The following is a 24,786-nucleotide window of genomic DNA, read 5'->3' as shown; positions in this document are numbered from 1 at the left end:
GCCCCTCCCCAAATTGTTACCTTAACCTTGCTAAAACCGCATTAAAGCGGGTCCCAGGGCCGCGCCCCTCCCCAAATTGCTACCTTAACCTTGCTAAAAACGCCATTAAAGCGGGTCCCAGGGCCGCGCTCCTCCCCAAATTGTTACCTTGACCTTGCTAAAACCGCCATTAAAGCGGGTCCCAGGGCCGCGCTCCTCCCCAAATTGTTACCTTAACCTTGCTAAAACCGCCATTAAAGCGGGTCCCAGGGCCGCGCTCCTCCCCAAATTGTTACCTTAACCTTGCTAAAACCGCCATTAAAGCGGGTCCCAGGGCCGCGCCCCTCCCCAAATTGCTACCTTTGACCTTGCTAAAAACGCCTGTAAAGCGGGTGCCAGGGCCGCGCCCCTCCCCAAATTGCTACCTTAACCTTGCTAAAACCGCCTGTGAAGCGGGTCCCAGGGCCGCAGGGCCCTCCCCCCAACCGGGACCGAAGGTCCCGGTTGAAAACTTCGCTAACATCTCCCTAAAAAACAAAACCCCGGAACTACAAGTCCCGGGGCCTATAAAATATAGTATAACTATTATTTCTCTGTCTCCAACGTTTCCAGCGCTTTCTTCACTACCGGATCAGTTGTATTGATCGTTTCATAGAACCCTTCTGTTCTGTACAGCTGCCGCGCCATCAGCGCTTTAATCCTTGACTTGATCTCTGCTTCATCCTTGGCGCTGATCTTATCCATGCCAGGAATGCTGTCTGTTTTGGCAAATGCCTTGAACTCATTAAAAATGTCGGGCGTGGTCTGGAATTTATTCGTAAAATCCTGTGCGTCTTTATATTGTTTGAACGCATCCTTGTGGCTGGTGAAATACTGGTAAGCAAAGTTGCTGAAGGTATTCCGGGTGTAAATCGCCATCAGGGTGGTGGAGAAACGGGAGGTATCGAATGGCACAAAGATATCCGGGGTGATACCACCGCCACCGTATACACGCCGGCCGCTATGCGTTTTATAAGGTACGGTATCGGTTATACGAATACTGTCTTTATTCACCAGTTCGCCATGCGTAAAGCGTTCGGTGATGTCATCATCATAGGCAGCATGGCCGTTACCGTAAGGTTTCTGGATACTACGGTTAGATGGTATGTAGTACCGGGCAACGGTGAGGCGTAATGCACCGCCGTTATCCAGGTCATATTGTTCCTGTACAAGTCCCTTACCAAAGGTGCGGCGGCCGATAATGGTGCCACGATCCCAGTCCTGTATGGCACCGGCAACGATTTCACTGGCAGAGGCAGAGCCTTCGTCCGTGAGGATGGCGAGGGCGCCTTTTTCAAACATGCCCGGGCGCTTGGTTTTGAATTCGGCCTTAGGGAAGTCTTTTCCTTTGGTGTACACCAGCAGCTTAGGCTCGTCCAGCAGTTCATCCAGGATGCGGGTAGCGGCGTCCATAAATCCGCCCGGGTTCTGCCGTACGTCGATGATAAGCTTTTGCATGCCGGCGCGTTGTAATTTGCGCATGGCATTCATAAATTCATCGTAGGTGGTGGCGGAAAATTTGCTGATTTTGATATAACCTACTGCCGGCGCTATCATGTAGCTGGCATCTACGCTATATATAGGAATGAGGCCACGTTTGATTTTAGCCGTGATTTGTTTACCATTACGGAGCAGGGTAGTGGTTACTTCCGAATCTTTCGGCCCGCGGAGGAGCTTGCGGATTTTTTCTGTAGTGATATTGTTGCCGGCAACGGTACTATCGCCCACCTTCAGGATTTTATCTCCCGTTTGCAAACCAGCTGCCTCAGACGGACCGCCACTGATTACAGCTACTACATTAACCGTATCCGCCGTGATGTTAAACTCTACGCCGATACCTTCAAAGTTGCCTTCCAGGTCTTCGTTTACCTGCTGCAGCTGCGAAGGGGGAATATAAACCGAGTGAGGGTCCAGGTGCATAAGCATGCCCTCTATGGCCTCCTGCTGAAGATCATCCGTATTAATGGTGTCTACATATTTCATTTTTATGAGATCCAGTACTTCCTGCAGGGGACCTCTGTTGGCTTTGGCAAAGAATATTGTATTACTGCCGGTGTTGGAACCTGGCATCTTGTGGCCCAGAAACATTCCCAGCGCCAGCACCACTGCCATTAATATGGGTAAAAAAACATTCAGCTTCCTGTTAGACATATTTTGATTATTATCCCGCTAAATTTATGACCAATCTTACAACCTAAACTTCCAGCGCCCTATTTGTTTTTATGGAACGCTTTTGTTTAAATTGTGACAAAAATAGCATAATTCGGGTGCAAACTTTTACGATTCTTTAAATTGATAAATAAACGGACATGCCTGGAAAAATAAAGCTGATAGCTGACAGCGGATCTACAAAGGCTGAATGGGGCCTCCTCGGTGCTGCCGCCCCCGGACCCTACAGAACACAGGGCATAAGTCCTTACTTTCAAACTGTTGAACAGATTGTACAGATATTCCGTCAGGAACTCATCCCGCAGTTACCTGCTAATATACATATAGATGAAATTTATTTCTATGGTACAGGGTTATCACAACCTAAGAATATCGCAGGGGTAACCGAAGCTCTGAAAATCGTATGGCCCGACAGTTATATAGAGGTAGACCACGATCTGATGGGCGCCGCAAGGGCATTATGTGGCCGCGGGCCTGGCATTGCCAGCATCCTCGGCACCGGTTCCAACAGCTGTTATTACGATGGAAATGGCATTATCAAGAACAATCCGGGCCTCGGATATGTACTTGGAGATGAAGGGAGTGGTGCTTATCTTGGGAGAAAGGTGCTGCAGTACTACCTGTACAATACCTTTGATGAAGAGCTGCGCATGCGTTTCGACGAGAAATACAATACCAATAAGGATGAAATCCTGGAGAATGTATACCGTAAGCCCCTGGCTAACCGTTACCTGGCCGGGTTTGCCTCTTTCTTGTCAGAAAACCGCCAGCACTACATGGTAGAAAATATCCTGGAGGATGGGCTCAACGACTTCTTCTTTAATCATATATATAAGTACCGCGAGAGCTGGACCACCTCCCTGCATTTTGTAGGAGGGGTAGCCTGGAACTTCCGTGATATACTGAAGGAGCTATGCGAGCTGTATGAACTGCCGATGGGCAGGGTTATGCGCACCCCCATGGAAGGGCTGATTGAATTTCATCATTAATTATATCTCAAACAACATATATGGCATTCGAAAAAGTTACTGAACAGGAATCTCACTACCATCACCTGGAAAAAATGAGCATACAGGAGTTGCTGATTAATATTAATAAAGAGGATCAGACAGTTCCCCTGGCAGTGGCAAAGGCCATTCCGCAGATCGAAAAGCTGGTGGCAGTGATTGCAGACAGAATGCTGGCCGGTGGCCGGTTATTTTATATGGGTGCGGGTACCAGCGGGCGCCTGGGTATTGTGGACGCTTCCGAATGCCCACCCACATTTGGCGTACCTCATGGTCTGGTGATCGGGATTATCGCCGGTGGCGATGCCGCCATCCGCAAGGCAGTGGAGTTTGCCGAAGATAATAAGGAGCAGGGCTGGAAAGACCTCCAGGAATTTGGGGTTACCGATAAAGACGTGGTAATCGGTATCGCCGCCAGTGGCACCACTCCCTATGTGATCGGCGCCCTGGAAAAATGCCGCAAACACGGTATTACCACCGGTAGCATCAGCTGTAACCCGGAAACGCCTATCTCCGCTGCGGCCGACTTCCCAGTGGAAGTAGTGGTAGGGCCGGAGTTTGTGACCGGTAGCACCCGCATGAAAAGTGGTACCGCACAGAAACTTGTACTGAATATGATCTCCACCGCCGTGATGATACAGCTCGGAAGGGTAGAGGATAATAAAATGGTGAATATGCAGCTTAGTAATGACAAGCTGGTAGACCGCGGTGTGAAAATGCTTATGCAGCAGCTGTCGCTCACCGATTATGAAGAAGCACAACGGTTACTGCTGAAGGCCGGCAGTGTAAAAAAAGCCGTGGAAGCCTACGAAAAGGCCTGATAATACTGATTTTGTTTTAATGACCTGCTATGCACGACATCGAACCATACTATAACTGGCGCCACCTGTATGCGGCGGAAGAGGACGAATTATCACCCTTCTATGGCCGGGAATACAGCGAGTTCGAGTATTCCAATACTGTATATAACTATTACGTACACCCGCAATGGGACGAGTTCGGGTCCAGGAACCTCTATATGAAGGTCCTATATGCCGATTACCAGTTCGGCTTTGCCATCATCGAACTGCTGGGAGAGTGGAACGATACCCTGGACAATGATATTATGACCCTCAAGCGGGAGGTAATCGATCTCATGATTGCCGAAGGTATCCGGAAATTTATACTGATCGCCGAAAATGTAATGAACTTTCATTCCTCTGATGACTGTTATTATGAGGAGTGGTGGGACGACATAAAAGACGACGGAGGTTGGATTGTAGCCCTCAATATGCCCGTGCAGACCCGTCAGGAATTTGAAAAGGCACGCCTTTACAATTATGTGCATTTATTGGAGGATGAGAAGTGGCGAACCTACCAACCAGTTCACTTGTTTAATATGATTGATAACGTCATGTTGAAACGTCTGGAATAACGTTTACTGATAAATATCATTTGGTTTTAATTTTTCCTGCGTTAAATTTGCCCGACATTTCAACAACTTATTTTAATACTAGGAAGCTTAGATTTTTACTTATGAAGTGGTCACAGTTCTTTAATACCTCTATCGGTAAAAAGTTATTGGTAGGCGCTACCGGCTTTTTTCTTTGCAGTTTCGTACTCGTGCATCTTGCCGGAAACCTGCAGCTGTTGTACAAAGACGGAGGTAAGGCTTTTAACACTTACGCTCAGTTTATGGGTCACAACAGCCTGATTCAGTTCCTCGCCTGGGGCTTGAAAATTGTGATCTTATTGCATGCATTTGTTGCACTGCAGCTCACTATCAGCAACCGCGCTGCCCGCCCGGTTAAATACCAGGTGAATCCTGGTAACCAGACTTCCTCCTGGTACAGCCGTCAAATGGCTATCATGGGAAGCATCCTCTTAATCTTTATCGTTGTGCATCTCGCACAGTTATGGGCGCCATTCCACTATTCTGAAATGCCTACCCAATCCTACGAAGGCGTTTCTGAGCCAATCAAAGATCTGTACAGCGTTACTTACGCACTTTTCCAAAATCCACTGTGGGTAGTTCTTTATGTAGTCGGTATGGCTGCGTTGTCTTTCCACCTGGTGCATGGGTTCAAGAGCGCTTTCCAGACATTTGGCTTAAACCATTCCAAATACAACGGATTGATCAATTTCATTGGTATCTGGCTCTTTGCTGTTGCCATCCCTATTGGCTTCGCTGCCATTCCCGTTGTGATCTATTTAAATAAATAATTCTGAAAAGTTAGGATATATGTTGAACGCAAAAATTCCTGCAGGCCCATTAAATACTAAATGGGAAGATTATAAAGGACATTGTAAGCTGGTAAACCCTGCCAATAAACGTAATCTTGAAATTATTGTTATTGGTACTGGTTTGGCTGGTGCTTCAGCAGCGGCTTCATTAGGTGAACTGGGATACAAGGTTAAAGCATTCTGCTTTCAGGATAGCCCACGCCGTGCGCACAGTATTGCTGCGCAGGGTGGTATCAATGCTGCTAAAAACTACCAGAACGATGGTGACTCTGTTTACCGTCTGTTTTATGATACGGTAAAAGGTGGTGACTACCGTTCCCGCGAAGCCAACGTACACCGTCTGGCTGAAGTGAGCGGCAACATCATCGACCAATGTGTGGCACAGGGTGTTCCCTTTGCCCGCGAATACGGTGGTCTGCTGTCTAACCGTTCTTTCGGTGGTACACAGGTACAACGTACTTTCTACGCTGCGGGTCAAACCGGTCAGCAGCTGCTCCTCGGTGCTTACTCTGCACTGGAGCGTCAGGTAGCCCTGGGTAACGTTACCCAGTACTCCCGTCACGAAATGCTCGACATCGTAAAAATCGATGGTAAAGCACGTGGTATCATCGCACGTAACCTCATCACCGGTCAGCTGGAGCGCCACTTTGGCCACGCCGTACTGATCTGCTCCGGTGGTTATGGTAACGTATTCTTCCTGTCTACCAACGCAATGGGTTCTAACGTAACCGCCGCCTGGAAAGCAACCCAAACAGGTGCTTACTTCGCTAACCCTTGCTTCACACAGATCCACCCTACCTGTATCCCGGTTTCCGGTGATCACCAGTCGAAACTGACCCTCATGTCAGAATCACTGCGTAACGACGGTCGTATCTGGGTACCAAAGAAAAAAGACGATAACCGCAAATCCAGCGATATCCCTGAAGACGAAAGAGACTACTACCTGGAACGCCGTTACCCTGCATTCGGTAACCTCGTACCTCGCGACGTGGCCTCCCGCGCTGCTAAAGAAAGATGCGATGCCGGCTACGGTGTTGGTACTTCCAAACAGGCAGTGTACCTCGACTTCGCCGCAGCAATTGAACGTTACGGCAGCATCGAAGCAAACAAACGCCAGATGCACGGTGTATCCAAAGAAGAAATCATTAAACTGGGTAAAGAAGTGGTTGCTGAGAAATATGGTAACCTCTTCGATATGTACGCAAAAATTACCGGCGAAAATCCTTACGAAACGCCAATGCGTATCTACCCGGCTGTTCACTATACCATGGGCGGCCTCTGGGTTGACTATGAACTGCAAACAACCGTTCCTGGTCTGTACTCCCTCGGTGAAGCTAACTTCTCCGATCACGGTGCTAACCGCCTCGGTGCCTCCGCACTCATGCAAGGCCTCGCAGATGGTTACTTCGTACTGCCTTACACCATCGGTAACTACCTGGCAGACGAAATCCGTGTCAAGGCAATCCCTACTGATCACCCTGCCTTCGCTGAAGCTGAAAGCAAAGTACGTGATAACATCGCCAAACTGATGAGCATTAAAGGAACTAAGTCGGTTGACTTCTTCCACAAAAAGCTCGGCAAAATCATGTGGGATAAATGCGGTATGGCCCGTAACGAACAAGGTCTGAAAGAAGCCATCGAAGAAATTAAAGTACTGCGTGGCGAATTCTATAAAGATGTTCGTATCCCCGGCGATGAGAATGAATTCAACCCTGAGCTGGAAAAAGCTGGCCGCGTGGCCGACTTCCTCGAACTGGGAGAACTCATGTGTATCGATGCACTTAACCGTCGCGAATCATGCGGTGGCCACTTCCGTGAAGAATCACAAACAGAAGAAGGGGAAGCTAAACGTGACGACGAAAACTTCAGCTACGTAGCAGCATGGGAATACAAAGGCCCAAGCGATTACGTATTGCATAAAGAACCACTGGTGTTCGAAGAAGTGAAACCAACTCAACGTAGCTACAAATAAGGGAATTGGCCCCAGGGCCAGGTTTAATAATCAAATAATTGTCCAAGCATATGGAACATTATAACATGAACCTCACACTTAAAGTGTGGAGGCAGAAAAACAAAAACGCGCAAGGGAATTTCGAAACACTGCAGGCTAAAAACATCTCTTCCGAAATGTCTTTCCTGGAAATGTTCGACGTGGTGAATGAAGAGCTGATCAACGAAGGGAAAGAACCTGTTGCTTTCGATCATGACTGCCGCGAAGGTATCTGCGGTATGTGCTCTATGCATATTAATGGTCGCGCTCACGGTCCTTGGGACGGTACTACTACCTGCCAGCTGCACATGCGCGCCTTTAAAGACGGTGATACTATCACTGTTGAGCCATGGAGAGCCGGTGCATTCCCTGTACTGAAAGATCTGACAGTAGACCGTACTGCTTTCGACCGTATTATTGAAGCGGGTGGTTATGTTTCCGTAAACACCGGTAACGCCCAGGATGCTAACAATATTCCGATAGAAAAACATAAAGCTGACCTGGCTTTCGCCGCTGCTGCCTGTATCGGTTGTGGCGCCTGCGTAGCTGCCTGCAAAAACTCTTCTGCCATGCTGTTCGTATCGGCAAAAGTTTCTCAGCTGGCACTGTTACCACAGGGCCAACCTGAAAAAAGAACCCGTGCACTCAACATGGTGGCTCAGATGGATAAAGAAGGCTTCGGTAGCTGTACCAACACTGGTGCCTGTGAGGCTGAATGTCCTAAAGAGATCTCTCTCACTAATATCGCCCGCCTGAACCGCGAGTTCATCAACGCCGGCTTTACTTCTGAGAAGTAATTTTTAACTTGACTGATGCAATATAGGTCCTCTCCACCTCCGTGGAGAGGACTTTTTTTATGGTTACCTGACCCGGTGAGCGAGTTTACGTCTACAGGCGCGCAGTGCGGCTCCTCCCCGGATGACACCGAAGGCCCCATCCCTTCTACCACTCATACAGCAAATACCAATTATCCCCCGAAAATTTACTATCATGTGTTCCACGAAATGAAACCTTATGTCTGAATCGCGCAGAAAATTTATCAAACACCTGGGAAGTACCGCAGCACTGCTAGGTGTAGCTCCATTGGCAGCCCTCGCCAGTGAACAGGAAAAAGTAACATTATTAGAACCGGAAAAACCAATATCTCCCAATGATAAAATCCGTATAGCATGCATTGGGATGGGCATCATGGGCTTTGGTGATGTGAAATGCGCCCTCAAAGCACCCGGTGTGGAGTTTGTAGCTGCGGCCGATCTATACGATGGCCATCTGACCCGCGTAAAGGAAGTATTCGGTAACCAGGTGTTTACCACCCGCGACTACCGCGAAATACTGCAGCGCCGAGACGTGGACGCGGTGATCGTGGCTACGCCCGACTTCTGGCATGATACCATTTCCATCGACGCCATGCAGGCAGGAAAAGCCGTATACTGCGAAAAGCCGATGGTACAACATATCGATGAAGGGCATCAGGTGATTGCCGCGCAAAAGCGTACCAACGCTGTTTTTCAGGTGGGTAGTCAGCGTGTAAGCAGCGTGGCCCTCAAAGAAGCTAAAAAACGCTACGAAGCAGGGGAAATAGGGCAGCTCAATATCGTGGAAGCAGTGATGGATCGCCACAGTGCTCTCGGTGCCTGGCAATATTCCATTCCGCCGGATGCCTCTCCTAAAACGGTAGACTTCGACCGTTATCTGAAAGATACCGCTAAAATGCCGTATGATGCCAACCGCTTCTGGCGCTGGCGCAACTATCAGGCTTATGGTACCGGCATTCCGGGCGACTTATTCGTACACCTGATTTCCGGTATGCATTATATTACCGGTTCACTCGGTCCTGAGCGTGTATACGCCACCGGTAACCTGGTACAATGGAAAGACGGCAGGGATGTACCGGATGTAGTAGTGGCGATTTTCGACTATCCGGCTACCGCTACCACCGCAGCGTTTCAGATGACGCTCCGTGTAAACTTCGCCGATGGCGGAGGCGGAAGCGAGTATACCCGCCTGATTGGTACCGATGGGGTGATGGAGCTGGAAGGCAACTCTTTTAAAATCAAGAAACATAAACTGCCGGAAGCACCTGGCTATGGTGGCTGGGATACATTTAATACCTTCTCTGAAGCCAATCAGAAGGCTTACGTGCAGGAATACCAGCAAAAATATGGCACTGCCACCGCGCAGGCCCAAAGGAGTTCTACCTCCTATGCAGCGCCGGCAGGTTACGATGAGCGGTTGGATCACTTTATCAATTTCTTCGACAGCGTTCGTACCGGCAAACCAGTGGTGGAAGATGCTTCCTTCGGCCTCCGCGCCGCAGGCCCGGCTTTGCTTTCCAACGAAAGTTATTTTAGCAAAAAACTTATTCACTGGGACCCGGTAGCAATGAAAATTGTATAAGCGGATTTCCTTAATTTTAGCTGCATCGAAAAATTTTGCAGCATGTCACAGGAAATACTTACCCCACCGTCTGTAGAGAAAATTGCGAAAGAACTCTCGGTCCACGGCCATACCCGTACAGATCATTATTACTGGCTCAATAACCGCGAGGATCAAAAAGTAATTGATTACCTCACAGCGGAAAATAATTATCTCGAAGCTGTTCTCGCGCCTGAAAAGGAGCTGCGGGAGCAGCTTTTTGCTGAAATGAAAGGCCGTATCAAAGAAACAGATATGGGCGTGCCCTATCGTAAAAACGGCTACTATTACTATACCCGCTTCGAGCAGGGAAAAGAATACCCCATCTATTGCCGCAAAAAGAACAGCCTGGATGACCCGGAAGAAATTGTGCTGGACGTAAACCAGCTGGCGGAAGGGCATAACTACTGCCAGGTGAGCGGCCTGGCTATCAGTCCGGATGCGCGACTGCTGGCCTATGGCATCGATACGGTTAGTCGCCGCAAGTATACCCTTCGTATCAAGGACCTTGCAACCGGTGAGCTACTGCCGGATGAAATCAAAGATACAGATCCGTCTTATACCTGGGCGGCAGATAACCTAACGCTATTCTATACACGAAAAGACCCGGACACGTTGCGCTCGGATAAGGTAATGCGCCATACACTGGGGGCAGCAGCGGATGTAATGGTTTTTTTTGAGGGAGACGAAACCTTCAATGTTGGTATAAGTAAAACGAAATCGGGCAAATTCATCGTCATCGAAAGTGACAGTACACAAACCGGTGAATGCAGGATTTTGGCTGCCGATGATCCTAACGGCACCTTCAGGGTTTTTCATCCGCGTACAAGGGATATGCTGTATAGCATCGATCACCGTGATGATAAATTCTATATCATCACCAATTGGGATGCGCTCAACTTCCGGCTGATGACAGCAGGCCTGGATAGCACGTCCAGAGAGGAATGGCAAGAACTAATCCCGCATCGCGCCGATGTATTGCTGGAAGAACTGGAGTTATTTAACAACTTCCTGGTACTGAATGAGCGCTCCAATGGGCTTAACCGCATCAGGATTATTCACCGGGAGAGTGGGAGAGACGAATACCTGCAGTTTTCGGAGCCTGCCTATACGGTTTATACAGGTGCTAATCCGGAGATGGACAGCCATGTATTGCGCTATGGGTATGTATCTATGGTGACCCCTTCTTCTGTATATGATTATGATATGCTTACTGGTGCGCAGCAGTTGATGCGGCAACAGGAAGTATTGGGTGGGTATAACGTGAACGATTATACGTCGGAAAGACTGATGGTGCCGGTTTCGGATGGTACACTGGTCCCGGTGTCGCTGGTATACCGTAACGATTTTGTGAAAGATGGTACCCGGCCATTGTTGTTGTATGCGTACGGGTCGTACGGACACAGTATGGACGTGCATTTCAGCTCCGGCATGTTAAGCTTGCTGAATCGCGGTTTTGCCTATGCTATTGCGCATATCCGTGGTGGAGAAGACATGGGAAGGCAGTGGTATGAAGACGGGAAGATGTTTAAGAAGAAGAATACTTTCACCGACTTCGTTGATTGCGGGGAGTATTTGGTGAGGGAGAGATATACTTCCGCTAAGCAATTATATGCCATGGGAGGCAGCGCGGGTGGCTTATTAATGGGGGCGGTTATCAACATGCGGCCCGACCTGTGGAACGGTGTGGTGGCGCAGGTGCCCTTTGTGGATGTAGTAACAACTATGCTGGATGAAACTATTCCATTAACAACCGGCGAGTTTGATGAGTGGGGTAATCCCAAAAACAAGGATTCGTATGAATATATGTTGTCGTATTCACCGTATGATAACGTCGAACCCAAGGCTTATCCAAACCTGCTGGTAACAACGGGTTTACATGATTCACAGGTGCAATATTGGGAGCCTGCAAAATGGGTGGCTAAGTTGCGCGAGTTAAAAACGGATAACAACCTGTTGTTACTGCATACGGATATGGAAACAGGACACGGTGGTGCGAGCGGAAGGTTTGAAGCGCTGAAGGAAAAAGCGATGGAATATGCGTTTTTACTTAAGATCAGCGGAAAGGAAAAGGTTGACTAACTTTATTAGTTTTTTCATTTTGATAAAATCCTTATCAATACTGTGTAATGTAGTATTGGTAAGGGTTTTGTTTTGAAATAAATATGCTAATTTTTTTGGTAAATATAATTAGGTATACTACCTTAGTAGTATCATATTAAAATATTTGAAACACACTTTTCTAAGTGCTAAAATTCCAACCTGGATGCGGCTTAACATCCAGGTTATTTTTCTCTCCACTCTAAGACTTCATTTTACCATCAGGTAAAATCACCCACAGCTACCAGGGTGATTGATTGGTAGCGTTTCAAAATTTTAATATGAAAGTCTGCAAATTCAATTGTATCAATGGCTGGGTATTTACGCCCTATCGAAAGATCCGCGGTGTAAGAGTATGGCATCCACGTGGTGGAGTCTATAGATTCCCATGTCGTTGTAGAATTGATGGTTCGACGGCAGATATTGTACATTAAGCCGTACAATGTTTGTGCGGTTGTTGCTCCGGGAGTTCTCTTCGCGGGGGCAACCGCGTATAGGGTGGGAGGAGAATGTACGATAAAAAAAACGGCTGCATCTTCATGATGCAACCGTTATAGAGAATTTGTTTCAACAGAATTTCTTTCGACTATTTCAATTTTTCTGCCTCAATCTTTGCTGACGTTACTGTCTTCCCAAAAAATATCTCTGCCATCTGGTCAAAAATTCCCGGATCATCTGTAGTGTAAAATGATTGCTTACCGCTTTTACTCAGTCGCTGTTCCATTTCCGGATGTCGATGCAGGTAATCTTTCAGGCTCCTCGCCACCAGCTTGCCTTGTCCTAACACGGTAACACCGCCAGGCACATGTTGACGGATCTTACGCAGCAATAATGGGTAGTGCGTGCAGGCCAATACCAGGGTGTCGATATTGGTGGATTGAGACAGGATTTTATCTAAATATTCCTTTACGAAGTAGTCAGCCCCGTCAGCTTCATGCTCATTATTTTCTATCAACGGCACCCACATCGGGCAAGCCTGCTGAAATACTTTTACATTCGGGAAAAATTTAGCAATCTCTATCGGGTATGACTGCGATGATACGGTACCGTTAGTAGCTAATATGCCAACTTCACCTGATTGTGTAATAGAGCCAACCATTTCAGTTGTGGGTCGTATTACCCCCAATACTCTGTTGTCAGGCGCAATGCGAGGCAGGTCCTTTTGCTGAATAGTGCGTAGCGCCTTTGCCGAAGCGGTATTGCATGCCAGCACCACGAGCGGACAACCCATGTCGAATAGTCGCTGTACACACTGCAGCGTGTAAGTGTGAATAGTATCAAAACCGCGGTTACCATACGGTGCGCGTGCATTATCTCCCAGATAGATATAGTCGTACTGCGGCAGCTCCGTTACAATTTCTTTGAGAACGGTAAGTCCGCCATAGCCGGAATCGAAAACCCCGATTGGCCCCATGGTCAGTTGTTTTTGGTATTAATCTTTTTGCATCAGGCCTGATCCGGTCAGATCATAGATCTTCTGAATTTCGTGCAGTACGCCTTCAAAGTCGATCTGCAAATCTTTCAGCATACCATTTTTCAGGTCATATACCCAACCGTGTACGGTAGGAAATCCTTTAGCTGTATACATTTTCTGTACCGCTGCTGTCTTGATGATGTTGATGCATTGTTCCTGTACATTGAGCTCTACGAGGCGGTTATAGCGATCATGCTCATCAGGGATGGCGTTGAGTTCATCCATGTGCAGGCGGTAAACGTCACGGATATTGCGTAGCCATGGGTTCAGGATACCGAGGTCCTTTGGTTGCATAGCGGCTTTTACACCACCACAGTTGTAGTGGCCACAAACGACTATATGCTTCACTTCCAGGTGTACCACGGCATAGTTGATCACTGCCATAACGTTGAGGTCGGTATTGGGTACCAGGTTAGCAATGTTACGGTGTACAAATACTTCACCCGCTTCCAGGCCCATAATCTCATTGGTGGGTACCCGGCTGTCGCTGCAACCGATATAGAGGTACTTCGGAGATTGGGAGTCAGCCATTTTCTCAAAAAAATCAGTTTCAGTAGCGGTTTTGGAAGCTACCCATTTTCTGTTGTTCTCAAAAACCTGATTGTAATCAGTCATAGCGCTAGTATTTTATGCGCTAAAGATACGGCAGGAATGGCTTTCGGCGTACACAAAAGGTGATAACTAATTGTTCTTTAACTCAATTTCCTCGGCTAACCGATCCAGGAACAGACTTTTGGGCGTAGGTGGGATTTCATCTCTGCAAAAGATCCTTATAGCAACCTCCATTATTCCTATTAAGCTCAGATAGAAAAGCGTCATGCCAGAATTTTTGAATAGTTCCAGGGCTATAACCATCGTCAACAGAAATGCCAGGAATATCCTGACTAGTATTCTTGTACGCCTGAATCCCCTGGAAGATGTTGAGACAGGCAGCTCTGCCTTAATCATTTGATCGGACGGGCAATTGACATTTATCCGTTGAATGACCAGCCTGGTATCATCAGGCACAAGCAGGGATTGCTCAATGATGATATCGAGGGAGATTTGTGACGCCAGTAGCTTGCTGATTTTATGAACCTCCGTGTAATAATTGGTGGGTGGCTTTGTCTCTATCATTAGTAAGGGCTGTTTTATCTCCTGAACCTAAAGGGTAAGTGGGATCATAGAAGAATTAATATAATAATCTCTCTAATATATAAAAAATTAATTCTAAAATGATTTGATGCAAAAGTTATACTTCTCTTACTATTGCTCCATTCACTTGGAATCCCCGGTATATATTCGTAACTTTGCCGCTTCAAAATTTACTTAGCAAGCATGATCAGTGTTAAAAACGTAACGCTCTCTTTCGGTAAGAGAGTACTGTTTGACGAAGTTAACCTCAATTTCACAAAAGGGAACTGCTATGGTGTTATTGGGGCTAATGGAGCAGGAAAGTCCACTTTCCTGAAAATCCTGTCCGGAGAGATCGAGCCGAACAAAGGCACCGTGGAGATTACTCCCGGCGAGCGCATGAGCGTACTGAAGCAGAACCACTTTGAATTTGATGAAGTTACGGTGCTGAATGCAGTATTAATGGGCAACAAAAAGCTCTGGGAAATTGCCAAAGAGCGCGACGAAATATATGCCAAAGAAGATTTCACCGAAGAGGATGGTATCCGCGCAGGTGAACTCGAAGGCGAATATGGTGAAATGGGCGGCTATACCGCGGAAAGCGATGCAGGTGTACTTCTGGGCGACCTCGGCGTAAAAGAAGACCTCCACAACATCCTCATGAAAGACGTGGCAGGTAACATCAAAGTACGTGTCCTCATCGCTCAGGCACTGTTCGGTAACCCGGACATACTCCTGCTCGATGAGCCTACGAATGACCTCGACGTGGAAACGATCGGATGGCTGGAAAACTTCCTGGCCGACTACGAAAACATCGTGATCGTAGTATCCCACGACCGTCACTTCCTCGATGCCGTTTGTACGCATGTAGCCGACGTAGATCGCGCCAAAATCCAGATCTTCAGCGGTAACTATTCCTTCTGGTACGAATCATCCCAACTGATGGCCCGCCAGATCGCAGATAAGAACAAGAAAATGGAAGACAAGCGTAAAGACCTCATGGACTTTATCGCCCGCTTCTCTGCGAACGCTTCCAAATCCAAACAGGCTACCTCCCGTAAGAAAGCACTCGAGAAACTGGTTATCGAAGATATCCAGCCTTCAAACCGCAAATACCCTGGTATCATCTTCAAACAACAGCGCGAAGTTGGTAACCAGATCCTCAATGTTGAGAAACTGGATAAATCAGTAGACGGTCGCAAACTGTTTACCGATGTTTCCTTCTCTGTTAATAAGGGAGATAAAATCGCCTTCATGTCTAAGGACCACCTGGCGCTGACTACCTTCTTCCAGGTTATTAACAATGAACTGCCTGCCGATGGTGGTAAGTTTGAATGGGGTACTACCGTTACTACCGCCTACCTGCCAAATGATAACGCAGAATTTTTTACCAATAAAGATGTAAACCTGATGGACTGGTTACGTCAGTACGTGCCTGCGCATGTAACCGATGTTGATGAGCCTTTCCTGCGTGGCTTCCTCGGTAAAATGCTGTTCGGCGGAGATGAGATCATGAAGAAAACCTCCGTGCTCAGCGGTGGTGAAAAAGTACGTTGCATGGTGAGTCGTATGATGCTCCAGGACCCTAACGTAATCATCCTCGATGAACCTACCAACCACCTTGACCTGGAATCTATCCAGTCATTCAACGAAAGCATGATGAACTACAAAGGTATTGTGCTGTTTACCACACATGACCACGCCTTCATGCAATCCGTTGCTACCCGTATCATCGAGCTGACACCTAAAGGTATCATCGACAGAATGATGTCATTCGACGAGTACCTGTCAGACGAACGCGTGAAAGCGCTCCGCGCCGAAATGTACGGTACACCGGTATTAGCCTAATTCAAATTGTATACAGCCCCATGGGTTGTCAACATAAGCTAAAAAAGGAACGCCCTCTTCGTATACCGAAGAGGGCGTTTTTTAGTTGGTAACTATTAAGAGATTACAAATACTCTTCTATCACTTTCATCTTATTCTTATCCAGCGGCTTGGTGATGTAAGCCATCAGCTCCGGCGTCTTCTCCACTTTCTGCAAATCACGCATATCCACCGAAGAAGAACACATGATGATCGGAATATTATTGTGAAGGGAAGGCTGTATGCTCCGATACGCCTCGATAAAATCCCAGCCATTCATGCGGTCCATATTCATGTCGAGTATAATCAAAGAAGGTAAGGATGGCTGAGGAACTGCTGACAACTGCTCCAATGCTTCTTCCGCACATAGAAATGATGTTACAATCAGATTATCATCCTGCTGTCCCAACATTTTTTTGATAATGAAATGGAATATCTCATCATCATCTACAACGTACACTATTTTATTGATGTCTTCCATGCTTATGTATTGATCGGGCGTCTGAACTTTTCCGTTTAATAACACGTAATGGCTGGCAAAAGCTGCAATCTTTATCATAACTCACAGGATGAATGATACTAACAACAACAATAGATTTCACGACTCCAGGGTCTAACATCTACCTTTGAAATCGGGCAATCGGTTATACTATTAATATGGGTTATCCTGACACGAAAACGTCCTGGTCACTTGCTGCTTTAATGCATTGGTTTCTTTGTTCCAGTGCTTTACTGGCCTCCGGTTATGTCTTTCTGATTATGCCACAAAGAACGTTAATTTAATTTTATTTTTATATATAACTTTTCTCCAATAACTAATCATTAACAAACAATTCAACCGGAAAAGTTGCACTCCTCATTGCATAGATAAACGAAAAAGGCGGAACAAGTGTTCCGCCTTTAACAAAAAACATATATTAATTAACAAGCCGTTAAAATAATCCGCCTTTCTTCAGTGTTACTTTACCCTGTCCGATTTTAAAACCGTTATGATAAATTTCTACACCATAGTCGCCCGGTTTGAAATCAGAATTCTGTTTCCAATCCATACTTACTGCCTGGCGCTGACCCTGTACATACGCGATCGTTTTCTTGGCAGTATATAATTTCTCAGTACCATCTTCCAGGGTGAATCTGCCGGAACCCAGCGCTTCAACTGCAAGTGGTGACCCATCAGGAGCAGAAATGGATACAAAAATCTCTTTGTCGCCGGTTGGTGCAATTCTGTTGTCATCCAGGTCAAATTCTACACGCATCATATCCGCTTTCTTAGCTTTGGTAGTAGCAATCTCTTTACCATTACCTTTTACGCGGATAGGCTCCAGCTTGATGTTGGAAGCATGCAGTACAGAACCCAGTTCAACCTGTTTACCCAGACTATCTTTTACCGTGCTAACAGAGTCTCTCTCTTTACGGGCATAATCTCTTTCGCCAGCCAGTACAATTTTTTCACCCTCCAGGCGCTCAATGGTTTGCTGATAACCTTCGATGTTAGACTTCAGTTGTTCAATCAGTCGACGGGCCTCTGCCAGTTCAGCTGCACTTGCATTTTTCTTGGTAAGGATGCTGGAAATACGGGCTTTCATATCCTGAATTTCCTTGTCTTTGGTTTTAACCAGACTGTCCATACGGGTATTCTGGCTGATCAGATCATCCAGACGCGCGTTGGCAGCGTTGAAATCTTGCTCTAAGGCATCACGGGATGAAGAGATGGAATCAATCTGGATTTTCTGCGATGTTACGATTTCACTAGATTTGCTTTTATCGTAAAACATATATATCCAGGTGCCTGCGAGGGCCGCAATCAGTATACCATAAATCAATAAATTGCGACTGCGGGGTTTTTCTGGCCCGGGAGATCCCGGAGCAGGCGTGTTAAAAGTGTTCTCCGTCATAGTTGTTTGTTTTATGTTTATGTGTTATATGGTTAAAAATCGTTATTCAAAAGTAGGCATTAAATTCTAATTTCTTTTCCTTTTAAAAACAGTTTTCGGCACGTGTTACCTAACATTGGACTAGATCAGTTATTGCTCCTTGATATTGAAACAACGCCTGCTACAGCGGCGTTAGACCATTTGCCCGCACACTTGCAGGAGCTCTGGCGGGAGAAAAATACAAAAATTGCGCCAGTTTCTGAAAGTGAAGATGACGGTTACGCAAACAGGGCGGGGATCTACGCCGAATTTGGCAGAATCGTTTGTATATCAGTGGGTTTTTTTCACCTGGAAAATAACAGATATCAACTCCGGCTCAAATCTTTTGCAAGTGAAGACGAAGTAGTACTGCTGAATAACTTCTTTGACCTCCTGCTAAAGTTCCAGGAAAAGATGCCTAAATTCCAGTTTGCAGGTCATAACATCAGGGAATTTGATATCCCTTTTATTTGCCGCCGTTCTGTGATACATCAGTTATCTTTGCCGCAATCGCTGCAACTGCACGGCATGAAACCCTGGGAGGTGCCTGTTGTGGATACACTCCACCTCTGGCGCTTCGGCGACTTTAAGCATTATACCTCCCTGAAATTACTCACCGCCGTCATGGGGATCGACACGCCTAAAGATGATATCGATGGCAGCATGGTCGGCAAAGTATTCTGGGAAACAAAAAATCTGGAGCGCATCGCCACCTATTGCCAGAAAGATGTGCTGGCCGTAGCTCAGCTCCTGCTGCGCTTTAAACGATTACCACTGCTGCCGCCGGAAGATGTGGTCATTATCAAATAACGAATCATGGAATATCAGGATATCATTAAAGACTGGAAGCAAAACAAGTTCAAAGCCTTCTACTGGCTGGAAGGTGACGAGGACTTCTTTATCGACCAGGTAGTCGATTATGCGGAGCATAACCTGCTCACCGAAGCAGACAAAGGTTTTAATCTCACCGTATTATATGGAAAAGACACCGACTGGAGCACAGTTGTAAACGCCTGCCGCCGCTACCCTATGTTTGCGGAACGACAGGTAGTGGTGCTGAAAGAAGCACAGGCCATGCGGGATCTGCTCAAGCTGGAAGCATATCTTGATAACCCGCTCGTGTCCACCGTTTTTGTGGTGGCTCATAAACAAGGTAAACTCGACGGTCGCAGTAAGTTGGCCAAGATGATCAAAGACAAAGGGGTCTTACTGTCTACCAAAAAATTATATGATAACCAATTACCCGCCTGGGCGGAAGCCTATGTGAGCGGCCGTGGACTGGCCATCAGCCAGAAAGCTGCCATCCTCCTGGTAGATCATATCGGCAACGATCTTTCCCGTATCGCCAACGAAATCGATAAACTTCTGGTCAATCTGCCGGAAAAAAAGAAAATCGATGAAGGTGATATCGAGAAATACGTCGGCATCAGTAAAGAATACAATGTATTTGAACTGCAAAATGCCCTGGGTACTAAAAATGCAGCCAAGGTCTATAAAATAATCGGCTATTTCGCAGCTAACCCTAAGGCTGCACCACTGCCCATGATGCTGCCGGCATTATATAATTACTTCGCTAAAATGAGTCTGGTGTTTACTATCAAGGGTGGGGAGAAGGAAATCGCCTCGGCACTCGGTGTACATCCGTTTTTTGTAAAGGACTATATCGCAGCAGCCCGCAGCTACGGCCCTGAAGCCACCGACCGGGCCATCCTGCTCCTGCAGCAGTATAACCTCCGAAGTATCGGTATCAATGACAGTGGGGTAGAAGATGGAGAGTTAATGAAGGAATTGATGTATAAAATTATGGCCTGATGCAACAAACGAATCGCTTCGCGATTCGTTTGTTGCTTGGGACGTAGGCGCCGCCCACATCCCAGGCTTTCCCGGGAACTATTTCGCCAGAATCTCTTTCGCCTTCTCCGCATCCAGCGTGATCTGTTTCACCAGATCATCTAAATTATTAAACTTCAGATTAGGACGAATATACTCTTCGAAATAAACAGTCAGTGTCTGACCATATATTTCTCTGTTAAAATCAAAAATATGTACCTCCAGCCTTAGGTCCGTACCATTAAAGGTGGGGCGGGTACCAATGCTCATTACCGCCGGAATGGTAACCCAGTGCCTGTTGAGCGCTACCTGCACCGCATAGATGCCTTCTGATGGAATCAGCTTGCGGTCATCGGTCAACTGGAGGTTAGCAGTTGGGAAACCCAGCTGCCGCCCCATCTTATCCCCATGCACTACGGTGCCGGTCATGAAATAACGGTAGCCCAGGAGCTCGTTGGCCAGGCGGATATCGCCATCCTGCAGACTGTTACGGATTTTAGTAGAACTCACCGTCAGGTCATGTACCACCTGTTGCGGAATTTCTATGAGCTCAAAACCGTATTTGCTCTTCTCCTCTTCCAATAATTCCAGTCCACCCTCCCGGTTATGCCCGAAACGGTGATCATATCCAATAATTATTGTATGTGGGTGAAACCTGGCTATCAGAAAATCTTCCAGGTAAGCCTGTGCGGAGAGTTCGGAAAATTCTTTCGTGAATGGTACCACTACCAGGTGGTCAATGCCCTGTTTTTCCAGCAAGGCAATTTTTTCCGGTAAGGTGGTCAGCAGCTTCACGGCGCCGCGGTTGGCCCCTAAAACCTCCCGTGGGTGGGGATCGAAGGTAACGATGACCGTTTCCCCATTACAGCTGGCAGCAGCCTGTTCCAGTTGCTGTAGTATATAACGGTGGCCTGAATGCACACCATCAAAAGTACCAATGGTAATAACCGCATTCCTGAATTCCGGTAAGTGTTCTAAGTCCCTGTGAACCTGCATAAATTTCTATAACAATCAAAAAACGCCACGCAAATCTAACACATTCGCCGTGCATTCTGCGCGGAATCTGTTACTTTTGCAGCCAGAAGGAAATACTAAGCGATTTCCCGGATCTCTAAATTACTAAATCTCTAATTCCAGGTGGATCAGAATATTTACGCCAAACGTGGTGTTTCCGCAGGCAAGGAAGATGTGCACAACGCCATTAAAAACATTGATAAGGGTCTTTTCCCGAAAGCTTTCTGTAAAATAGTGCCCGATATCCTCGGTGGCGACGAAACCTACTGCAATATCATGCACGCAGACGGAGCGGGAACCAAGTCCAGTCTGGCTTACGTTTACTGGAAAGAAACCGGCGATATCAGTGTATGGAGAGGCATTGCGCAGGATGCGATCATTATGAATATGGACGACCTCCTTTGCGTGGGCGCCACAGATAATATCCTCCTGTCATCCACCATTGGCCGTAATAAACAACTGTTGCCGGGAGAAGTAATCGCAGCTATTATCAATGGTACAGAAGAAATTCTGGCAGAGCTGCGCAGCCATGGCATCTCCATCTACTCCACCGGAGGTGAAACCGCGGATGTGGGCGACCTCGTACGAACCATCATCGTGGATTCTACCGTTACCTGCCGCATGAAACGCGAAGACGTAATTTCAAACGATCGTATCCAGGCAGGTGATGTAGTGGTTGGACTGGCATCATACGGCCAGGCTACCTACGAAAACAGCTATAACGGCGGTATGGGCAGCAACGGTCTTACCAGCGCCCGTCACGACGTATTTCATAAAGCTATTGCGGAGAAATACGCGGAGAGCTATGATCCGGGTATTCCGTATGAACTGATCTTCAGCGGTAACAAAGCGCTTACTGATAAAATCGATATCCCTGGCTTCGGACAGGTGGATGCGGGTAAGCTGGTATTATCACCTACACGCACCTACGCACCGGTGATCAAGAAAGTACTGGAACAGTTCCGCCCGCAGGTACACGGAATGGTACATTGCAGTGGTGGTGCGCAAACCAAAGTGCTGCACTTTATCGAGAACCTGCATGTGATCAAGGATAACCTGTTCCCGGTTCCTCCGCTGTTCAGCCTGATCCAGGAACAATCTGGCACCTCCTGGAAGGAAATGTACCAGGTGTTTAACATGGGCCACCGTATGGAGCTCTACGTACCTGAAGCGATTGCTGCGGATATCATCGCAATCAGCAAAAGCTTTAACATCGATGCACAAGTCATTGGCCGCGTAGAAGCCGCTGAGAAAAAACAAGTAACCGTCAAAGCGCCTTCAGGCACTTATATTTATAATTAGTTGTGTTGTTTAGAAGTAATGCAAAGGCCGGCCTCAGATGAGACCGGCCTTTTGCTTGGTGTGAATTTTAGTGTTGTATTATTTACATCTAGCAGTCTTTTTCTGCTCCAAATCCAATACCACGCATGGTCTTGAGCGGAGAGAGTATGGCTGCTGTTTTGCCGGATGTTTTGTTTGTATCCAATTTGAAAAGCACAGGCAATACGCACTGAACACGTACTTTTTTCCCCTTATGAACGCCAGGTATCCAGTCAGGCATATGGCGTACAACCCTGATGGCTTCTTCCTCCAATCCATAACCTATGTTTTTTATGTCGGATTGAACATTGGCCACCTTACCATCTGGCTCAATAACGAATTGCAGGAAGACAGTGCCGCTGATGTTATTTTTCACCGCTGCTTCAGGATACTTAATGTTGGCATACAGATAGTCCATGAGTGCGTCTGTCCCACCTTTAAAGCTCGGTTGCGTATCCACTATACCATAAACTGTTCCCTGGTTTTTATTGGACCCTGCAAGCATGAACCTCACAGGCAACTGGAACTCTACGTTTACGGGGATACCTTTTTGCCTTCCCGGTTTCCAATCGGGCATGGCTTTTATTACTCTAATCGCTTCTTCTTCCAGGCCTGCACCATGTTTGGGATATATGGGTGAGGCGGCCACATTGGTGATTTTGCCGGTGGATGTTACGATAAATCTAACCATAACCATTCCGCTAACCTTGTCTTGTACGGCTTCTTTCGGATACCGGATGTTTTTTGCGAGGAATTGGTTAAGTGCAGCGTCGCCACCGGGGAATTCCGGTTTCACCTCTACCTTGGTAAACACGGGCTGCGAGGTGTCTGCAGATAATGATTTGATTACTGTTTCGGCAACCGGAATGGCGTTCGAATTGCCGGAAACAGCAAAGGCAAAGGAGCAGAAAATCAGGCCGGATACGGGTAATACCATAATGCGGCGCAGGTAGGAAAAGCGGTCGTTGTGGAAGTTTGTGAGCATAAGAATACGTCTTTTGATTGGCGGATAAAAAAAATCGTTTGTTATGGAAAACTGTCGGCTATGAAAGGCGGATTGCAGTATGGTAGTGGCATATCCTGCTATTTCTTTACCGGCAGCGTGTTTATCTGCAATGAATTCATGTACGAGCGACAACTCCCGGGCACAGAGATGGAAGAAGGGGTTGATCCATCCCAGACTGCAAACAACGCGGAGGTAGAGTTTATCGAACGTATGTTTTTGCCGGACGTGTACGATCTCGTGGCGCAGCATCTGGCTGCCCTGTTCATCGTGTAGGGGCGTGGTTTTGCTCCAGAAGATGTAGGACAGGAAAGAGAAGGGGCTCCCCGGTTTTTCCAGGGCCACAAGCGTATAGTTTTTTACTGTTTCGCTGGGATTGGTGCGGGTGAGTCGCAGGATGCGAAAGCAGATAAACGTGAGTTTGGCCAGCAGCAGGAAGGCAATCGCACTGTAGGCTACCGTCAGGAAGTCGGGCAGCGTAAAGGGAAAACTATTGCTTTCGATTTGCTGCCTGATTTCTACTGCCCGGTACGTGTAGGCGTACACGATAGAATTATCATCTCCCGAAACAGATAAAGGAATTTTTAGCAATGGGATCAGGAGAGAAATTACCGGCAGTAGTAACAGATAATAACGGTTCCACTGGTGGAAACGCTTGTTGCGTAAGGCTGCCAGGTAATAACCGAACAGGATGCCTGAGCAGATAATTACTTTGATCAGATAGGAAAGTAGTATCATTTGGGCTGATTTTGGGCGTCTTTAATTTTTTGAACCAGGCTTTCCAGTTCATTAACGCTGATGTCTTTTTCTTTTATGAAGAAGGAAACCAGGTTGCTGAACGAGCCTTCGAAATAGCCTTTGACCAGGTTACTCACGGTTTTGTGACTGTATTCTTCCCGGGAGATAGTGGCGTAATACTGGTGCGACTTCCCAAACACGTTGAAGTCCACAAATCCTTTTTCTACCAATATTTTAATGAGGGTAGATACCGTGTTATAGTGTGGCTTGGGCTCCGGCATGGCTTCTATCAGGTCTTTAACGAATGCCGGTCCGGTTTGCCAGAGGGCCATCATAATTTGTTCTTCCGCTTTGGTAAGTGCTTTCATGATCTATTGTTTTCTATGCTGAACTAAAGTTAAAACTAAGTTTTTAGTTAATCAACTATTTCCTTAGTTTTTAAACTAATTTTTTAGTTAAATAGATGAAATTGGGAGAAAAGGGGAGTTTTGGGAGATAAAAAGCAAAAAATGGTGGGTGGACGCGTTAGTACCGGGTTGGTAATTATTCTTATATATAACAAGAAGTTATCCCCTAAATAGTTATTTTTGTTC

At 46.9% G+C, this 24,786-nt stretch carries 21 protein-coding genes; 12 read left to right on the top strand and 9 right to left on the bottom strand.

The features are described 5' to 3' along the window. Positions 1 to 564 precede the first annotated feature (564 nt). Positions 565 to 2,169 carry a S41 family peptidase gene (locus KW844_RS22140; protein ID WP_218378971.1) on the bottom strand — a complete coding sequence of 535 codons (1,605 nt, stop codon included), beginning with the start codon at positions 2,167 to 2,169 and terminating at the stop codon, positions 565 to 567. A gap of 158 nt (positions 2,170 to 2,327) precedes the next feature. Between KW844_RS22140 and KW844_RS22135 the strand changes: the two genes are divergently transcribed. The 8 genes from KW844_RS22135 (at position 2,328) to KW844_RS22100 (ending at position 11,904) form a co-directional block, all read left to right on the top strand. Further along, entirely contained in the window at positions 2,328 to 3,176 is an 849-nt protein-coding gene (locus tag KW844_RS22135; RefSeq protein WP_218378970.1) for an N-acetylglucosamine kinase, read from the top strand. A 20-nt stretch (positions 3,177 to 3,196) separates the two neighbouring features. Further along, positions 3,197 to 4,015, top strand: coding sequence for an N-acetylmuramic acid 6-phosphate etherase (gene murQ, locus KW844_RS22130; protein ID WP_218378969.1), 819 nt, complete (start codon positions 3,197 to 3,199; stop codon positions 4,013 to 4,015). Positions 4,016 to 4,044: 29 nt separating this feature from the next. Continuing rightward, positions 4,045 to 4,608, top strand: a complete 564-nt coding sequence (locus tag KW844_RS22125) for a hypothetical protein (RefSeq protein ID WP_073083787.1) — start codon at positions 4,045 to 4,047, stop codon at positions 4,606 to 4,608. 101 nt (positions 4,609 to 4,709) lie between these two features. Beyond that, positions 4,710 to 5,396, top strand: coding sequence for a succinate dehydrogenase cytochrome b subunit (locus tag KW844_RS22120; RefSeq protein ID WP_218378968.1), 687 nt, complete (start codon positions 4,710 to 4,712; stop codon positions 5,394 to 5,396). 19 nt (positions 5,397 to 5,415) lie between these two features. Beyond that, complete coding sequence (locus KW844_RS22115; protein ID WP_218378967.1) at positions 5,416 to 7,389, top strand: fumarate reductase/succinate dehydrogenase flavoprotein subunit; 1,974 nt, start codon at positions 5,416 to 5,418, stop codon at positions 7,387 to 7,389. A 50-nt stretch (positions 7,390 to 7,439) separates the two neighbouring features. Then, on the top strand, positions 7,440 to 8,204 hold the full coding sequence (locus KW844_RS22110; RefSeq protein ID WP_218378966.1) for a succinate dehydrogenase/fumarate reductase iron-sulfur subunit: 765 nt from the start codon (positions 7,440 to 7,442) through the stop codon (positions 8,202 to 8,204). A 217-nt stretch (positions 8,205 to 8,421) separates the two neighbouring features. After that, positions 8,422 to 9,804, top strand: a complete 1,383-nt coding sequence (locus KW844_RS22105) for a Gfo/Idh/MocA family protein (RefSeq protein ID WP_218378965.1) — start codon at positions 8,422 to 8,424, stop codon at positions 9,802 to 9,804. Between the two features lie 42 nt (positions 9,805 to 9,846). Continuing rightward, the gene (locus KW844_RS22100) at positions 9,847 to 11,904 is read left to right on the top strand and encodes a S9 family peptidase (protein ID WP_218378964.1); all 2,058 of its coding nucleotides are present in this window, start codon (positions 9,847 to 9,849) and stop codon (positions 11,902 to 11,904) included. 604 nt (positions 11,905 to 12,508) lie between these two features. On the opposite strand, the gene murI is transcribed toward KW844_RS22100, so the two are convergent. The 3 genes from murI to KW844_RS22085 form a co-directional block, all read right to left on the bottom strand. Continuing rightward, positions 12,509 to 13,336 carry a glutamate racemase gene (gene murI, locus KW844_RS22095; protein WP_218378963.1) on the bottom strand — a complete coding sequence of 276 codons (828 nt, stop codon included), beginning with the start codon at positions 13,334 to 13,336 and terminating at the stop codon, positions 12,509 to 12,511. Positions 13,337 to 13,354: 18 nt separating this feature from the next. Further along, positions 13,355 to 14,011: a carbonic anhydrase gene (locus KW844_RS22090; protein WP_218378962.1), complete on the bottom strand. Its 657-nt coding sequence runs from the start codon at positions 14,009 to 14,011 to the stop codon at positions 13,355 to 13,357. Between the two features lie 66 nt (positions 14,012 to 14,077). Continuing rightward, complete coding sequence (locus KW844_RS22085) at positions 14,078 to 14,512, bottom strand: hypothetical protein (protein ID WP_218378961.1); 435 nt, start codon at positions 14,510 to 14,512, stop codon at positions 14,078 to 14,080. 201 nt (positions 14,513 to 14,713) lie between these two features. Between KW844_RS22085 and KW844_RS22080 the strand changes: the two genes are divergently transcribed. After that, the gene (locus KW844_RS22080) at positions 14,714 to 16,357 is read left to right on the top strand and encodes an ABC-F family ATP-binding cassette domain-containing protein (RefSeq protein WP_218378960.1); all 1,644 of its coding nucleotides are present in this window, start codon (positions 14,714 to 14,716) and stop codon (positions 16,355 to 16,357) included. Between the two features lie 103 nt (positions 16,358 to 16,460). Here the strand turns inward: KW844_RS22080 and KW844_RS22075 are convergent, their stop codons facing one another. Continuing rightward, positions 16,461 to 16,934, bottom strand: coding sequence for a response regulator (locus tag KW844_RS22075; protein ID WP_218378959.1), 474 nt, complete (start codon positions 16,932 to 16,934; stop codon positions 16,461 to 16,463). 373 nt (positions 16,935 to 17,307) lie between these two features. Next, positions 17,308 to 18,270, bottom strand: a complete 963-nt coding sequence (locus KW844_RS22070) for a hypothetical protein (RefSeq protein WP_218378958.1) — start codon at positions 18,268 to 18,270, stop codon at positions 17,308 to 17,310. Between the two features lie 102 nt (positions 18,271 to 18,372). Between KW844_RS22070 and KW844_RS22065 the strand changes: the two genes are divergently transcribed. After that, on the top strand, positions 18,373 to 19,098 hold the full coding sequence (locus KW844_RS22065; protein WP_218378957.1) for a ribonuclease H-like domain-containing protein: 726 nt from the start codon (positions 18,373 to 18,375) through the stop codon (positions 19,096 to 19,098). A 6-nt stretch (positions 19,099 to 19,104) separates the two neighbouring features. After that, positions 19,105 to 20,100 (top strand): DNA polymerase III subunit delta, encoded by a 996-nt coding sequence (holA, locus tag KW844_RS22060; RefSeq protein WP_218378956.1) that lies wholly within the window; start codon positions 19,105 to 19,107, stop codon positions 20,098 to 20,100. A 78-nt stretch (positions 20,101 to 20,178) separates the two neighbouring features. Here the strand turns inward: holA and KW844_RS22055 are convergent, their stop codons facing one another. Then, a complete protein-coding gene (locus KW844_RS22055) occupies positions 20,179 to 21,114 on the bottom strand; it encodes a bifunctional riboflavin kinase/FAD synthetase (RefSeq protein WP_218378955.1) in 936 nt (311 codons plus the stop codon). Positions 21,115 to 21,255: 141 nt separating this feature from the next. On the opposite strand from KW844_RS22055, the gene KW844_RS29470 reads away from it, so the two are divergent. After that, a complete protein-coding gene (locus KW844_RS29470) occupies positions 21,256 to 22,434 on the top strand; it encodes an AIR synthase related protein (protein ID WP_218378954.1) in 1,179 nt (392 codons plus the stop codon). Between the two features lie 88 nt (positions 22,435 to 22,522). Here the strand turns inward: KW844_RS29470 and KW844_RS22045 are convergent, their stop codons facing one another. Next, the gene (locus KW844_RS22045) at positions 22,523 to 24,193 is read right to left on the bottom strand and encodes a M56 family metallopeptidase (protein WP_218378953.1); all 1,671 of its coding nucleotides are present in this window, start codon (positions 24,191 to 24,193) and stop codon (positions 22,523 to 22,525) included. Continuing rightward, on the bottom strand, positions 24,190 to 24,561 hold the full coding sequence (locus tag KW844_RS22040) for a BlaI/MecI/CopY family transcriptional regulator (protein ID WP_218378952.1): 372 nt from the start codon (positions 24,559 to 24,561) through the stop codon (positions 24,190 to 24,192). The genes KW844_RS22045 and KW844_RS22040 overlap by 4 nt, the downstream gene beginning before the upstream one ends. Between the last annotated feature and the right edge of the window lie 225 nt (positions 24,562 to 24,786).

The organism is Chitinophaga sp. sic0106 (assembly GCF_019219075.1).
Taxonomy (GTDB): domain Bacteria; phylum Bacteroidota; class Bacteroidia; order Chitinophagales; family Chitinophagaceae; genus Chitinophaga.
The sequence above is the reverse complement of the archived record's forward strand: the minus strand, read 5'-3'. Positions and strand labels throughout refer to the sequence as shown.